Consider the following 15452-nt stretch of genomic DNA (forward strand, 5'->3'; position numbering starts at 1 on the left):
TTACGTAGGAAAAATAGTAAAACCGATATGAATTTTGCCCTCTTAAATTATAATCTCATTTTAGTGTCTTCTCTTGTCTTTCGCATAATTTAACTTGTGTTCTATTTCTTGTATCAGTTATAATATGGCTAAGTAGCTTAGTACGGGTATGCTTAGCAAAATTGGTAAAAATTACGATTTAATGAAATTTTCATATCATATCGAATAAGATATTTGATTTATATAATGAAAGAGAGGTGAAACCTGGTTTAAAAAATTAACAAGGACATGATATCGCATAACGGTAAGGACATTCGTCTTGGACGGTGAATATATGGTGGTTGTAGAGTTTCCCCTGGTGTCTCTGCAATTTTAGTGAAATCAGTGTTTGCAAGATTTTTAAACCAGGCAACAACATGAAGAGAAAAGAGAATGAGTCTGTTAAAGTATTTGCTCTTGGCGGAGTAGGTGAAATCGGTAAAAACATGTACTGTGTTGAAATTGATTCTGAAATCTTTATTGTAGATGCAGGATTGATGTTCCCGGGAGATGAAATGTTTGGGATTGATATTGTTATTCCTGACATTACATATTTAGTAGAAAATCAAGAGCGAGTAAAAGGACTATTTATTACCCATGGTCATGAAGATCATATTGGTGGAATTGTTTATGTGCTTCGTAAATTATCTATTCCAGTATATGCGACGAAATTAACGGTAGGACTTATACAAGAAAAGCTTGGCGAAGCAGGAATGTTAGGCCGTGTAGACTTAAAAACAATTGACTCGAATTCAACAGTAGAGTTTAATTCAACAACTGTGTCATTCTTTGGAACGACACATAGTATTCCGGATTCTGTGGGTGTTTGTTTCCATACATCAAAAGGTGCTGTAGTATATACAGGAGACTTTAAATTTGATCAAACTCCAATCGGAAATAGTGGAGCAGATCTTGGGAAAATGGCGCAAATTGGAAATGAAGGCGTACTTTGCTTGTTATCTGATAGTACAAACGCTGAACGTCCTGGTTATACAGGTTCGGAAAAAGAAGTTGGTATAGAGATTTCTAAAGTATTCTATAGTTCAGAAGGGCGTATTATTGTTGCTTCATTTGCCTCCAATGTACATCGTATTCAACAAGTGTTTGATGCAGCTGCTGAAACTGGAAGGAAAGTAGCGGTAGTAGGACGTAGCATGGTGAAAGTGGTAGATATTGCAAGACGTCTTGGTTATTTAGATGTTCCAGAAGGTATGGTTATTTCATTACAAGAAATAGACAATTTCCCGGAAAAAAAGGTAGCTATCTTAACGACTGGTAGTCAAGGGGAACCGATGGCAGCCCTTTCTAGAATGGCGAAGCAAGCTCATAAACAAATTTCAATTCGTAAAGGTGATACTGTTATTATTGCAGCTTCTCCAATTCCAGGGAATGAAATATCTGTATCAAAAATTATTGACTTGTTATTTAGATCTGGTGCTGAGGTTATTTATTACGGTGAAAGAAAAGTTCACGTTTCAGGTCATGGTAGCCAAGAAGAATTAAAGCTGATGATAAATTTAATGAAGCCGAAGTATTTTGTACCCGTACATGGTGAGTTCCGTATGCAAAAAGCACATGCGTATTTAGCGGAAGATGTAGGTATTAAGAGAGAAAATATCTTTATCGTAGAAAAAGGCGATGTAATTGCTTTTGGTGACGATGAAGCAAAATTAGCTGGTAAAGTGCAAGCTGGTAATGTTTTAATTGATGGATTAGGTGTAGGTGACGTCGGTAACATCGTTCTTCGAGATAGAAAGATGTTATCTCAAGATGGAATTTTAGTTGTTGTTGTAACACTAGGTAAGGATGAAAAGAAAATAATCTCTGGTCCAGAAATTATTTCACGCGGCTTTGTATATGTTCGTGAATCAGAAGCATTAATCGAACGATCCACAGATATTGTACGTATGATTGTTGAACAATCAATTAAAGAATATACAATTGAATGGTCTATGTTGAAACAAAATATTCGTGAATTATTAGGGCAGTTCTTGTACGAAGAAACGAAGAGAAAGCCAATGATTTTACCGATTATTATGGAAGTATAAAGAAGGTCACCTTTACAGGTGATCTTTTTCTTTTTTAAAACCCTATCGAATGAAATTCATAACTTAAGAAATAATAGTTATATACGAGTGAAAGGGGATGCGATATGACAGAACGTGATCGTTATACAAATGAAGAAAAAGAAGCTGAGCCGAAAGAAGTTCCAAAAGAAGTTCCAAAAGAGGCTTCTATAGTGGAGAAAATTCAGCAACTTGGACAGACAAATGTACCACAAATGAATGAATCGCGTATTCATTGCTTAACAATTGTTGGGCAGGTGGAAGGTCATATTCAGTTGCCACCACAAAATAAAACAACAAAATATGAACACATCATTCCGCAAATTGTCGCGATTGAACAAAATCCAAAAATTGAAGGCTTACTGTTAATATTAAATACAGTTGGGGGTGACGTTGAAGCTGGATTAGCGATTTCTGAAATGGTGGCTTCGCTTTCAAAGCCAACTGTATCTCTTGTTTTAGGAGGAGGGCATTCAATCGGTGTACCGATTGCGGTCTCAACTGATTATTCATTTATTGCCGAAACAGCGACGATGACAATTCATCCGATTCGTTTAACAGGTCTTGTTATAGGTGTGCCACAAACATTTGAGTATTTGGATAAAATGCAAGAAAGAGTCATTCGATTTGTGACAAAGCATTCGAAAGTAACGGAAGATCGTTTTAAAGAGCTTATGTTTGCAAAAGGGAATTTGACGCGAGATATTGGGACGAATGTAATAGGTGGAGATGCAGTGAAGTATGGTCTTATAGATGGTGTCGGTGGTATTGGTAGCGCACTTCGAAAATTAAACGAATTAATTGATGAACACAAGGATAATAGTACAGAAGGGACAATGCTACAATGATTTTATATACAATTATGCCAGAGCAACTTGTGTATCCGGCCGAGTATTCACAATGCGAAAGCCAAAAAGTTGTGAATATAAATGGCGTGGAATTAGTGGTTTCTGAGGAGGATAATCAATGTTACTCTATTGTACGTGTATTAAGTACGAATCCGTCTCACTACCTAGAGTTTGAGCCTGGACAGAAAATTACCTTTTAGCAAAAAGAAGGATTTTGTTTAGGAGCTATGGTATAATATAAAAAACAAGACGGTTGAGCAGCCATGAGTAGGCTGCTTTCTTCTGTTTATTTAACATTTTACAAGAAGTGTAAAAATAGAAGATATAAAGACCTGAAAAATAGAGAGAAAGACATGTAAGTAGAGCTTTTTTATAAGAAAGTTGTATTTAATTTTTAGAACACGAGGTGAAGAAATGGCAAAACAAAAGCAAAGAGGGACGAAGGCTAAGGCAAGACGTACGATAAAGCCAACTTTGTATTATGAAATCGTCGGGTTGACTCTTTTTGCACTTTCGATTATTACGATTTTACAGCTAGGTGTTGTAGGGAAATCGTTTGTGTTATTTTTTCGCTTCTTCTTTGGTGAGTGGTACATAATTGGTGTATTAGGTGTAATAGCTTTATCTGTTGCGTTTGTAATAAAGCGGGGATGGCCCAACCTTTTAAATAAACGGCTAATAGGTGTTTATTTAATTGTACTAGCAATATTAATGTTTAGTCATATTACATTATTTAACCTGCTTACGAAAGATGGAGCTGTGCAAAATACTTCTGTAATTGTTAGTACAAAAGATTACTTCTTCCTTGAAATGAAAAAGGGCCCGGATAGTGTTCATTTAGGTGGTGGTATGTTCGGTGCACTGATGTTCGCAACGTGCTACTTCTTATTTGACGAAGTAGGGGCATATATCATTGGAATTATTTTAGTTATTCTTGGAATACTTTGTATAACAAATAAACATATTGGAGAAGTACTTGCTCCGGTAGGGAGAATTCTTAGAAGTCAGTTTCAAGTCATGCAAGGGGATTATAAAGATTGGAAATCTCAAAGGGTCGCCGAGCAAACTGAAAAGAAAAAAACAACAAGAAGCAAGAGGCGTGAACGTGTTGCTGAACAAGAAGAAGCTATTGAGCCAGTAGAAGAAATAGAAATTGGTCCACCAATTATTTCGAATTTTACTGAGAATTATCCAGTACGTGAAGAGACGGAAAAGCAGATAGAAGAAAATGATTTAATCACTCCTCCGTTTATTGAAGAGGCAGTTCCGCCTGCGCCAGAAGAACAACCTCACAAGAAACGAGGAGAAAAAATCGTTGAATCGCTAGAAGGTGAAACGAAAGCACCTCCTATGCAATTTTCTAATGTGGAAAATAAAGATTATAAGCTTCCTTCGCTTGATATATTAAAGTTTCCCCAAAATAAGCAAGTTACAAATGAAAATGCGGAAATTTATGAAAATGCTCGTAAATTGGAACGTACATTCCAAAGTTTTGGTGTGAAAGCGAAAGTAACAAAAGTACATAGAGGTCCTGCAGTTACGAAATATGAAGTGTATCCTGATATGGGAGTAAAGGTAAGTAAAATTGTTAGTTTAAGTGATGATTTAGCGCTTGCTTTAGCAGCGAAAGACATTCGTATTGAAGCACCTATTCCCGGGAAATCAGCTGTAGGGATTGAGGTTCCGAATTCAGAAGTTTCTATGGTAACGCTGAGAGAAGTTCTTGATTCAAAGGCGAATAACCACCCAGAAGAGAAGTTATTAATCGGTCTTGGACGTGATGTTACAGGAGAGGCTGTATTGGCACGTTTAAATAAAATGCCCCATTTATTAGTAGCTGGTGCGACTGGTAGTGGAAAGAGTGTATGTATTAATGGAATTATTGTAAGTATTTTAATGCGTGCAAAACCGCATGAAGTAAAATTAATGATGATTGATCCGAAAATGGTAGAGTTAAATGTATATAACGGTGTTCCGCACTTATTAACACCAGTCGTAACTGATCCGAAAAAAGCATCACAGGCTTTGAAGAAAGTTGTGAGTGAAATGGAGCGTCGTTATGAATTATTCGCGCATAGCGGTACGCGTAACATTGAAGGATATAATGATTATATTAAAGAACATAATAGCCAATCGGAAGCGAAACAACCTGAATTACCATATATTGTAGTAATTGTGGACGAGTTAGCTGATTTAATGATGGTTGCTTCTTCGGATGTAGAAGATGCGATTATGCGTTTAGCACAAATGGCACGTGCTGCTGGTATTCATTTAATTATTGCGACTCAGCGCCCGTCAGTTGATGTTATCACAGGTGTTATTAAAGCGAATATTCCATCGCGTATTGCATTTGCTGTATCTTCCCAAATAGATTCTCGAACGATTCTTGACGGTGGTGGTGCAGAAAAGTTGCTAGGTCGTGGAGATATGTTATTCATACCAATTGGTGCATCGAAACCTGTTCGTGTACAAGGGGCGTTTTTATCAGATGATGAAGTTGAGAGAGTCGTAGAATCTGTTATTGCGCAGCAAAAAGCGCAATATCAAGAGGATATGATTCCACAAGATGTTCCTGAAACAAAGCAGGAAGTAGAAGATGAATTATATGATGAAGCGGTTCAGCTTGTAGTAGAAATGCAAACAGCATCTGTTTCTATGTTACAACGTAGATTTAGAGTAGGATATACGCGAGCAGCTCGTTTAATTGATGCCATGGAAATGAATGGTGTAGTAGGTCCTTATGAAGGTAGTAAACCAAGGGGAGTACTCATTAAAGATGTACAAGAAAAAAGTTCTTAAAAAAAGCCTAATTGTTTTACAATTAGGCTTTTTTATATGCTGTTTTTGTTATATACTATATTCAACAGGAAAGAAAGTGCTTACATAACAGGGAGCTCTTTAGAATACGAATGCTTATCGTTTTGGTTTTCAAAACGTTCGATATTTAATGTAGAAAAATGTTGAATTCTGTTGACACATATGGGAGCAAGTGGTAAGATTACTTCGAAAAGAATCACTGCCTCATATAATCTTGGAGATAAGGTCCATAAGTTTCTACCTGGCAACCATGAATTGCTAGACTATGAGGGGAAAAGTGTGTAACAAAGGATGTAAGGAATCTTTGTGCCGAACTTTTTCTCTATATGAGAAATGTTTATGGTACAAAGTTTTTTTTATGGGATAAAGTGTGAAAATTTCATCTTGAAAAATTATTAATATTTATTCGATAATTACGCTTATTTTTAGTATTTAGTAATTTATACTATGTTGTAAGTTGAAAAAAGAGAAAAGAAGTCTTACATCAGAGGTCGAATAATTGAAATGCGGGGGAGTCTTATGTCAGTAAAATCCGATAGTCGTCACCTATATTTGCGGGTGATTGATCACATCAAAGGAAAAATTAAAGATGGGGCTTATAAAGAAAAACAAAAGTTACCTTCAGAGTTTGATCTAGCGAAAGAACTTGGTGTAAGTAGGGCAACTTTAAGGGAAGCACTACGTATTTTAGAAGAAGAAAATGTTGTTATTCGTAGACATGGTGTAGGGACATTTGTAAATGCGAAGCCGTTATTTTCTTCTGGAATAGAGCAACTTTCTAGTATTACAGATATGATTTCTAGTGTGGGGAAAACACCAGGAACAATCTTTTTATCATCATCTACAACAACTTTAACAGAAGAAGAAAAAGAGAAATTTAATTGTGAAGATGCTTTTAGCGCAGTAATGATTGAACGTGTTCGTACAGCGGATGGGGAACCAGTTGTATATTGCATTGATAAACTGGCAAAAGAGATATTACCAGATTTATCGGGATACAATGAGGAATCGCTGCTTACAGTAATACATAATAATACGCACAAGCGTATCACATACGCAGTTGCTCACATTGAACCGATTGGTTATCACCCGAAAATTTCACCGATTTTAGAATGTGAACCTGAAACGGCACTGCTAGTTTTAAAACAAATGCACTATGATCAAAATGATGAGCCAATCTTATATTCTATTAATTACTTTAGAGCTGATAAGTTTAGCTTCCACGTATTAAGAAAACGTATGTAGGGAAGTTCCTTTTTAGGGAGGTGACAGCAAGAAGTAAGGGACAGCAGCGTATGAATCATTAGACAAAACATTTCAGGAGGGGTTTCTAGTATGAAGAAAAAAACAGGTCTTTTATTATCGTTAACGTTAGCAGCAAGTACAGTGTTAGGTGCATGTGGTAACTCGGATAAAGCGGATAGTGACAAAAAAGGGGATAAAGAGTTTAAGGTTGGTATGGTTACAGATGTTGGGGGCGTTGATGACAAATCATTTAACCAATCAGCTTGGGAAGGTTTAACGAAATTTGGTAAAGACAACGATTTAAAGAAAAATGAAGGATATCGTTACCTTCAATCAAGTAAAGATGCTGATTACATTCCAAATTTAACGAAATTTGCGAAAGATAATTATAACACAACATTTGGTATTGGATACTTAATGGAGAAATCAATTGAAAAGGTGGCTGAACAGTATCCAAAAGAGCAATTTGCGATTGTAGATACTGTTGTAAAGAAGCCGAACGTAACAAGTATTACATTTAAAGACCATGAAGGTTCATTCCTAGTTGGAGCTGTAGCAGCGATGACAACAAAATCAAATAAAGTTGGTTTTGTTGGTGGTGTGAAGAGCCCGTTAATTACAAAATTCGAATCAGGTTTTAAAGCTGGTGCAAAAGCAGTAAATCCAAATATCGAAATTGTATCACAATATGCTGATGCATTTGATAAGCCAGAAAAAGGATCTGTATTAGCTTCAGCAATGTACGGTCAAGGCGTTGACGTAATTTACCATGCTTCAGGTGCAACTGGTAACGGTGTATTCACAGAAGCGAAAAACCGTAAGAAAAAAGGTGAAAATGTTTGGGTAATCGGTGTTGACCGTGACCAAAATCAAGAAGGCATGCCTGAAAACGTAACTTTAACTTCAATGGTAAAACGTGTTGATGTTGCAGTAGCAAAAGTAGCGCAAGAAGCGAAAGATGGTAAGTTAAAAGGCGGTAAAGTAGAAGAGTTCGGCTTAAAAGATGATGGCGTTGGTATTGCGAAAACAACTGATAATGTGAAAAAAGTAAACCCAGAAATTTTAACAAAAATAGAAGAGTTTGAGAAGAAAATCACTGCTGGTGAAATTAAAGTACCTGCGACTGATGATGAATATAAAGCATACGAAGCTGCTCTAAAGAAATAATGATAGAGCAATAGCAAAGGTTAGTTCTTAGAACTAACCTTTGCATATATAAAAATACTTTTAATAGAGTGTAATTAGGGAGTGTTCCCTGCTAGAAGGAGGAACAAAATGGAATACGTAATTGAGATGAACAATATTACAAAAGTATTCCCAGGCATTGTAGCGAATGATGATATTACGCTGCAAGTAAAACAGGGAGAGATACACGCTTTACTTGGAGAAAATGGTGCAGGGAAATCAACGTTGATGAATGTACTGTTCGGTTTGTATCAACCAGAACAGGGCGAAATTAAAATTAAAGGAAACCCTGTAAAAATTACAAATCCGAATATTGCAAATGACCTTGGAATTGGGATGGTCCATCAGCACTTTATGCTTGTTCATAATTTTACAGTTACAGAGAATATCATTCTTGGAAATGAGCCGAAGAGAAAAGGGAAAATAGCTGTTGAAGAGGCTGCAAAAGAAATTAAACAATTATCTGAACAGTACGGTTTAGCTGTTGATCCAAATGCAAAGATTGAAGATATTTCGGTTGGGATGCAGCAAAGGGTTGAAATATTAAAGACGCTTTATCGTGGTGCGGAGATTTTAATATTCGATGAACCGACTGCAGTGTTAACTCCTCAAGAAATTCATGAGTTGATTCAAATTATGAAAAAGCTTGTGCAAGAAGGGAAATCTATCATTCTTATTACACATAAATTAAAAGAAATTATGGAAGTTTGCGATCGTTGCACAATTATTCGTAAAGGTAAAGGAATTGGTACAGTTGACGTTGCGGAAATGGATGAACATAAACTTGCAGAATTAATGGTCGGACGTCAAGTGAATTTTAAAACAGAAAAAATAGGGGCCAAACCGAAAGAGGAGGTTCTGTCTGTTGCGAATCTTGTCGTTCATGATGCACGCCAATTACCTGCTGTAAAAGGCCTTGACTTAACTGTTCGTGCAGGAGAAATCGTTGGTATTGCAGGGATTGATGGAAATGGTCAAAGTGAATTAATAGAGGCGATTACTGGTTTACGAAAAGTTGAGTCAGGTTCTATTGCAATTAAAGGAAAAGGAATAACGAATTGGCCTGTTCGAAGAATTACAGAGGAAGGAATAGGTCATATTCCAGAAGACCGTCATAAACACGGGCTAGTTCTTGATTTTTCTGTTAAAGACAATATAGTTTTGCAAACATACTATAAAAATCCATTTTCAAAGAAGGGGATTTTAAACTTTAGCAAAATCACAGAGAAAGCAAAGGCGCTTATTGAACAGTTTGATGTACGTACACCTAGTGAACAAACATTAGCGCGTGCTCTATCAGGTGGAAATCAGCAGAAAGCTATCATTGCACGTGAAGTAGATCGTAATCCAGATTTATTAATTGCAGCACAACCAACACGTGGTTTAGATGTAGGTGCAATTGAATTTATTCATAAAAAATTAATCGAGCAGAGAGATAACGGGAAAGCGGTATTACTTCTATCGTTAGAACTGGATGAAATTTTAAATGTAAGTGATCGAGTTGCTGTTATATATGAAGGGAAAATTGTAGCAATTGTCGATGCGAAAGAAACAAATGAACAACAGCTTGGTTTGTTGATGGCTGGCGGAACGGAGAAAGAGAAGGTGAATACAAATGGCTAAAAAATTTTTAACGGAGCGAACAATTAACATTTTAGTTCCTGTATTATCCGTTATTTTTGGTTTACTTGTTGGTGCCATTGTAATGTTAGTTAGTGGATATGATCCAATTGTTGGGTATGCAGCGCTTTGGGAAGGAATGGTTGGAAATCCGCAGGCTATCGGTGAGACGCTACGTACGATGATTCCACTCGTGTTAGCTGGTCTGTCTGTTGCATTTGCGTTTCGTACAGGTCTCTTTAACATTGGGGTAGAAGGACAATTATTAGTTGGATGGCTTGCCGCTGTCTGGTTTGGATATGCAGTATCGTTACCAGTATTTTTGCATATTCCGTTATCTATTTTAGTAGCCGCGATTGCCGGTGGTTTATGGGGATTTATACCTGGATATTTAAAAGGAAAGCTTAAAGTAAATGAAGTAATTGTCACAATTATGATGAACTACATTGCACTTTATGTTACGTATGATCTTATTAAACGTTTTATACATGAAGGTAATGAGAAATCTTATGATGTACAAGCGAGTGCTTCATTAGCTTCTGATTGGCTATCTTCATTGACAGATGGATCTCGTTTGCACTGGGGAATTGTTGTAGCTATTTTAATTGCTATTGTAATGTGGTTCGTATTAGATAGAACTACGTTAGGATATGAGTTAAAATCGGTTGGTTTTAACCAAAATGCATCGCAATATGCAGGGATGAAAGTCTCTCGTAATGTTGTATTATCAATGACAATTGCTGGCGCTTTTGCTGGAATTGGTGGGGCAATGGAAGGTCTAGGAACATTCCAAAGTATGACGGCAATGACATCGTTTACTGGTATTGGATTCGATGGGATTGCGGTAGCTCTTCTTGGAGGAAATAATCCGTTTGGTATATTATTATCGGCTTTACTGTTCGGTGGTTTGAAAAGTGCAGCCCCGCAAATGAATTTTGAAGCAGATGTACCTTCTGAGTTAATTAATGTTATTATCGCATGTATTATTTTCTTTGTTGCTTGCAGTTATGTTTTACGCTGGGCACTTACACGCATGAGCAAGGAGGGGAAATAAATGAGCTTTATAGATATTTTAGCCATTCTTGTGACTGGTACGTTATATACGGCAGCGCCACTTATTTTTACGGCGTTAGGTGGAGTGTTCAGTGAACGTTCTGGGGTTGTAAATATAGCCTTAGAAGGTTTAATGTTATTTGGTGCATTTACTGGTATCGTTACAACGTTATTAATGGGTGATACGTGGGGAGCAATGACTCCTTGGATTGCACTATTATTTGCAGCTATTGGTAGTGGATTATTTGCACTTCTTCACGCAGTAGCGTCCATTACATTCCGCGCGGATCAAGTAGTAAGCGGGGTAGCGATTAACTTTTTGGCGCTCGGTTTAACAGTATTTGCGATTAAGAAAATCTTTGGTAAAGGACAGACTGATTTTATTCAATACCGAATTGAAAAAATCGATGTTCCAGGACTTTCGGATATTCCGGTAATCGGGAAAATCTTTTTCTCAAATGTACCGTTAACATCGTATATTGCCATTATTTTAGCATTTGTTGTTTGGTACATTATTTATAAAACACCGTTCGGTCTTCGTCTTCGTGCTGTTGGTGAACATCCAATGGCAGCAGATACGATGGGAATTAATGTATATATAATGCGTTATATTGCAGTTTGTATATCTGGAATGTTTGCAGGAGTGGGTGGTGCGGTCTTCGCAATGTCGATTTCTGGTAACTTCTCAGGTGCTACAATTACTGGACAAGGTTTCTTGGCACTAGCAGCTATGATCTTTGGTAAATGGAATCCACTTGGTGCTCTTGGAGCAGCGCTGTTCTTCGGATTTGCTCAATCACTTGGGATAACAGGTGGTACAATTCCTATATTAAAAGAAATTCCAAGTGTATTCTTAACGATATTACCGTATGTATTTACAATATTAGCACTCGTTGGTTTTGTAGGCCGATCTGAAGCTCCGAAAGCATTAGGAACGCCTTATGAAAAAGGAAAACGATGAGTATTTAGAAAGTATAAAAAAAGCTCGCACATTAGTGCGGGCTTTTTTACATAGAATATATTTAATACGGAATTTTACTATGTTCCTTACATATTAAAGTTTTTAGAAAGACTCAAATGTAAGCATAATAAGGAAGAAAAGTTGATTTTTTATTTCTAAAAACTGTATATTGAAGAGGAATATTCCTACATACGTAAAGGAGGGCTATTAATGAAACTAATGGAACAGCAACTGCATGAATTAGGTGGCTTGCGAGTACATATTATTCCGACTGATAAATTTAAAACAAATACCTTTGTATTTCGTTTTAAAGCACCTTTAAATGAGGAGACGGTGACAGAGCGTGCCCTATTGCCGTACGTATTGCAAAGTGCGACAGAAAAACTGCCTTCTGTAATTCGTCTTCGTCAATATTTAGAAGAATTATATGGATCTTCTTTAGCGGTAGATGTAAGTAAAAAAGGGGAAGACCATATCATCTCTATTTATGTAGACATTGCAAATGAAACATATTTACGCGATGCACCACCGTTATTTGAAAAAGCACTTTCTATGTTATCTGATATTGTTTTACATCCAGCAACTGAAGGGGACGGTTTTCTATCTTCTATTGTAGAAAGTGAGAAACGAGCACTCTTGCAACGAATTGAAGCTACTTATGATGATAAAATGCGTTATGCAAACGAGCGTTTAATTGCAGAAATGTGCAAAGTAGAACCATATCGCTTAAGTGCAAATGGAAAAAAAGAAAGTGTTGCTTCTATTACAAATGAAAGTTTGTATCAATATTATCAAAAAGTGTTAGCTGAAGATGAAATGGATTTATATATCATTGGTGACATTTCAGAAGATGCTGTGGAGCTTGTAAATAAGTATTTTTCGATTTCACCTCGCGCTATGAAAGAGAGAAATGTACTTCTTCATAAACGAAATAATGAAGAAAAAGAAATTGTTGAAAAACAAGAACTAAAGCAAAGTAAATTAAATATCGGCTATCGCACATTCATTACGTATAAAGATGAAGATTATTTTGCATTACAATTGTTTAACGGATTATTTGGAGGGTTTTCTCATTCGAAGTTATTCGTAAATGTCCGTGAAAAAAATAGTTTAGCGTACTATGCAGCATCGAGATTTGAAAGTCATAAAGGTTTGCTCTTCGTTATGTCTGGAATTGAAGCGAAGAACTTTGAAAAAGCTGTTGAAATTATTAAAGAACAAATGAAAGCAATGCAAAACGGTGATTTTTCAGAGGAAGAGATTAAGCAAACGAAAAGTGTAATTCAAAATCAAATCTTAGAGGCAATTGATACACCACGTGGTTTTGTTGAAATGCTTTATCACGGGGTGATTTCAGAGCGTACGCGTCCAGTTGAAGAATGGCTAACGGGCATAGAAAGCGTGACGAAAGAAGAGATTGTGAAAGTTGCTAATAATATTGAACTAGATACAATTTACTTTTTACATGGAACGGAGGGAGAATAAATGGAGAAAATTGTGTATGAGCAATTAAAAGAGACGCTATATTATGAAAAACTTCCGAATGGATTAGACGTATATATCTTACCGAAACAAGGCTTCAACAAAACATTTGCAACATTTACGACGAAGTACGGTTCTGTTGATAATACATTTGTACCGCTTGGAAAAGAAGACATGACTCGTGTACCAGATGGAATTGCTCATTTCCTTGAGCATAAATTGTTTGAAAAAGAGGACCATGACGCGTTTCAATTGTTTAGTAAACAAGGTGCTTCAGCGAACGCTTTTACATCTTTTACAAGAACCGCTTATCTCTTTTCCTGTACATCAAATGTAGAGAGAAATTTAAATACGTTGTTAGACTTTGTACAAGAACCGTATTTCTCTGAAAAAACGGTTGAAAAAGAAAAAGGTATTATCGGTCAAGAAATTCAAATGTACCAAGATAACCCAGACTGGCGTTTATACTTTGGGTTAATCGATAGTTTGTTTGTGAAACATCCAATTAAAATTGATATTGCAGGGACGATTGAGTCTATTAGTAAAATTACAAAAGACCTACTGTATGAATGTTATGAGACTTTTTACCATCCGAGCAACATGTTATTATTTGTTGTGGGAGCGATTGATCCTGAAAAAACAATGGATTTAGTTCGTGAAAATCAAGCGAAAAAAGATTACGAAAATCAACCAGAAATCGTTCGCTCTTTTGAAGAGGAACCAGAAGAAGTAAATGAAAAGAAAAAGATTATTTCAATGCCTGTTCAAACTCCAAAATGTTTAGTTGGTATTAAGGCAACGAATTTAAAAGAAAAAGGGCAAGCTCTGTTAAAACAAGAAATTGCACTTACATTACTTTTAGATTATTTATTTGGAAAAGGGTCAGTTCATTACGAATCTTTATATAATGAAGGTCTTATTGATGATTCGTTCTCGTATGACTATACAGAAGAAAATAACTTCGGTTTTGCAATGGTTGGTGGAGATACGAAGCACCCTGATGAATTGGCAGAGCGATTAAAAGGTATTTTACTACAAACGAATTATGATCAGTTAGATGAGACTGCGCTGGAACGGGTGAAGAAAAAGAAAATTGGTGGATTTTTACGATCGTTGAATTCACCTGAATATATTGCAAATCAGTTTACACGATATGCGTTTAATGAATCTAGTTTATTTGATGCTCTTACAGTGTTAGAAGGATTAACTGTTCAAGACTTACAACAAGCAGCAAAAACATTATTAATTGAAGAGAAAATGAGTGTCTGCCAAGTGTTACCAAAAAAATGAAGTAATATGTGAATAAAAAACGCAGTATCTATATCCCTCATCTAACGTTTGGTTATTGCCAAATGGTAAGATGAGGGTATTATTTATTTATACATAAAAAGATAAGAGAGGGAATTTATGAAAAAGTATGCATTAGTAACTGGAGGAAGCGGAGGGATTGGCTCTGCTATTTCGAAGCAGTTAATCGAGGATGGTTATACAGTCTATATTCATTACAATAAAAGCGAAGAGAAGATAAGGGGGTTACAAAAGGAGTTTGATGCAGTGATTCCTGTGCAAGCAAATTTAGCTTCTATCGATGGAGCAGAGAAATTGTGGGGACAAATCGAACATCCTATTGATGTTATTGTATACGCAGCTGGAAAGAGTATATTTGGATTAGTAACAGATGTTACTAATGAAGAATTAGATTATATGGTGGAGCTTCAAGTGAAGAGTGTATATAGACTTTTATCGATGGCGCTTCCACCGATGATCGGGCGGAGAAGGGGTAATGTTGTTGTTATTTCATCCATTTGGGGGCAAATAGGAGCGTCTTGTGAGGTGCTGTACTCAATGGTGAAAGGTGCACAAAATTCATATGTGAAGGCTTTAGCGAAAGAAGTTTCTCTAAGTGGATTGCGCGTTAATGCGGTAGCGCCAGGTGCAATCGAAACAGAAATGTTAAATGTATTTTCAGAAGATGATAAAAATGAAATTGCTGAAGATATTCCATTAGGTAGAATAGGACTACCCGAAGAGGTAGCAAAAACAGTCTCCTTCCTCGTTTCGCCAGGAGCTTCTTATATTACGGGGCAAATTATCGGAGTGAATGGCGGTTGGCATTGCTAAAAAATTCTTACATAAAAAACAAGAAATTGTACAAAT

The 15452-nt window shown here is 36.3% G+C and carries 12 protein-coding genes and 1 riboswitch; all 12 genes read left to right on the forward strand.

Features of this window, described 5'->3' with window-relative positions:
• Positions 1-395: 395 nt before the first annotated feature.
• A complete protein-coding gene (locus ABH957_RS23270) occupies positions 396-2066 on the forward strand; it encodes a ribonuclease J (RefSeq protein WP_404447954.1) in 1671 nt (556 codons plus the stop codon).
• A gap of 104 nt (positions 2067-2170) precedes the next feature.
• On the forward strand, positions 2171-2932 hold the full coding sequence (locus ABH957_RS23275) for a ClpP family protease (protein WP_404512312.1): 762 nt from the start codon (positions 2171-2173) through the stop codon (positions 2930-2932).
• Positions 2929-3132, forward strand: coding sequence for a YlzJ-like family protein (locus ABH957_RS23280; RefSeq protein WP_404512314.1), 204 nt, complete (start codon positions 2929-2931; stop codon positions 3130-3132). Before ABH957_RS23275 ends, ABH957_RS23280 begins: the two co-directional genes overlap by 4 nt.
• A gap of 214 nt (positions 3133-3346) precedes the next feature.
• Positions 3347-5731, forward strand: a complete 2385-nt coding sequence (locus ABH957_RS23285) for a DNA translocase FtsK (RefSeq protein WP_002014584.1) — start codon at positions 3347-3349, stop codon at positions 5729-5731.
• Between the two features lie 202 nt (positions 5732-5933).
• Positions 5934-6035, forward strand: a riboswitch (purine riboswitch).
• A 233-nt stretch (positions 6036-6268) separates the two neighbouring features.
• Positions 6269-6994 (forward strand): GntR family transcriptional regulator, encoded by a 726-nt coding sequence (locus ABH957_RS23290; protein ID WP_002088063.1) that lies wholly within the window; start codon positions 6269-6271, stop codon positions 6992-6994.
• Between the two features lie 90 nt (positions 6995-7084).
• On the forward strand, positions 7085-8161 hold the full coding sequence (locus ABH957_RS23295) for a BMP family lipoprotein (protein WP_002066754.1): 1077 nt from the start codon (positions 7085-7087) through the stop codon (positions 8159-8161).
• A gap of 108 nt (positions 8162-8269) precedes the next feature.
• Positions 8270-9802: an ABC transporter ATP-binding protein gene (locus ABH957_RS23300; protein ID WP_404491783.1), complete on the forward strand. Its 1533-nt coding sequence runs from the start codon at positions 8270-8272 to the stop codon at positions 9800-9802.
• A complete protein-coding gene (locus ABH957_RS23305) occupies positions 9795-10853 on the forward strand; it encodes an ABC transporter permease (protein WP_078421714.1) in 1059 nt (352 codons plus the stop codon). The genes ABH957_RS23300 and ABH957_RS23305 overlap by 8 nt, the downstream gene beginning before the upstream one ends.
• Positions 10854-11813: an ABC transporter permease gene (locus tag ABH957_RS23310; RefSeq protein ID WP_404512316.1), complete on the forward strand. Its 960-nt coding sequence runs from the start codon at positions 10854-10856 to the stop codon at positions 11811-11813.
• A gap of 210 nt (positions 11814-12023) precedes the next feature.
• Positions 12024-13298, forward strand: coding sequence for an EF-P 5-aminopentanol modification-associated protein YfmF (gene yfmF / locus ABH957_RS23315; RefSeq protein WP_002066759.1), 1275 nt, complete (start codon positions 12024-12026; stop codon positions 13296-13298).
• Positions 13299-14585, forward strand: coding sequence for an EF-P 5-aminopentanol modification-associated protein YfmH (gene yfmH, locus ABH957_RS23320; protein ID WP_002014592.1), 1287 nt, complete (start codon positions 13299-13301; stop codon positions 14583-14585).
• Positions 14586-14702: 117 nt separating this feature from the next.
• On the forward strand, positions 14703-15416 hold the full coding sequence (gene ymfI, locus ABH957_RS23325; RefSeq protein ID WP_113936842.1) for an elongation factor P 5-aminopentanone reductase: 714 nt from the start codon (positions 14703-14705) through the stop codon (positions 15414-15416).
• The last annotated feature ends 36 nt before the right edge of the window (positions 15417-15452 follow it).

It is taken from the genome of Bacillus sp. RC242 (assembly GCF_044908245.1).
GTDB lineage: Bacteria > Bacillota > Bacilli > Bacillales > Bacillaceae_G > Bacillus_A > Bacillus_A mycoides.

What these genes read in the sequence shown, in the direction of transcription:
- ABH957_RS23285 (WP_002014584.1), top strand. Translation starts at nt 3,347, where the DNA reads ATGGCAAAACAAAAGCAAAGAGGGACGAAGGCTAAGGCAAGACGTACG.
- ABH957_RS23280 (WP_404512314.1), top strand. Translation starts at nt 2,929, where the DNA reads ATGATTTTATATACAATTATGCCAGAGCAACTTGTGTATCCGGCCGAG.
- yfmH (WP_002014592.1), top strand. Translation starts at nt 13,299, where the DNA reads ATGGAGAAAATTGTGTATGAGCAATTAAAAGAGACGCTATATTATGAA.
- ABH957_RS23275 (WP_404512312.1), top strand. Translation starts at nt 2,171, where the DNA reads ATGACAGAACGTGATCGTTATACAAATGAAGAAAAAGAAGCTGAGCCG.
- ABH957_RS23300 (WP_404491783.1), top strand. Translation starts at nt 8,270, where the DNA reads ATGGAATACGTAATTGAGATGAACAATATTACAAAAGTATTCCCAGGC.
- ABH957_RS23305 (WP_078421714.1), top strand. Translation starts at nt 9,795, where the DNA reads ATGGCTAAAAAATTTTTAACGGAGCGAACAATTAACATTTTAGTTCCT.
- yfmF (WP_002066759.1), top strand. Translation starts at nt 12,024, where the DNA reads ATGAAACTAATGGAACAGCAACTGCATGAATTAGGTGGCTTGCGAGTA.
- ABH957_RS23290 (WP_002088063.1), top strand. Translation starts at nt 6,269, where the DNA reads ATGTCAGTAAAATCCGATAGTCGTCACCTATATTTGCGGGTGATTGAT.
- ymfI (WP_113936842.1), top strand. Translation starts at nt 14,703, where the DNA reads ATGAAAAAGTATGCATTAGTAACTGGAGGAAGCGGAGGGATTGGCTCT.
- ABH957_RS23310 (WP_404512316.1), top strand. Translation starts at nt 10,854, where the DNA reads ATGAGCTTTATAGATATTTTAGCCATTCTTGTGACTGGTACGTTATAT.
- ABH957_RS23270 (WP_404447954.1), top strand. Translation starts at nt 396, where the DNA reads ATGAAGAGAAAAGAGAATGAGTCTGTTAAAGTATTTGCTCTTGGCGGA.
- ABH957_RS23295 (WP_002066754.1), top strand. Translation starts at nt 7,085, where the DNA reads ATGAAGAAAAAAACAGGTCTTTTATTATCGTTAACGTTAGCAGCAAGT.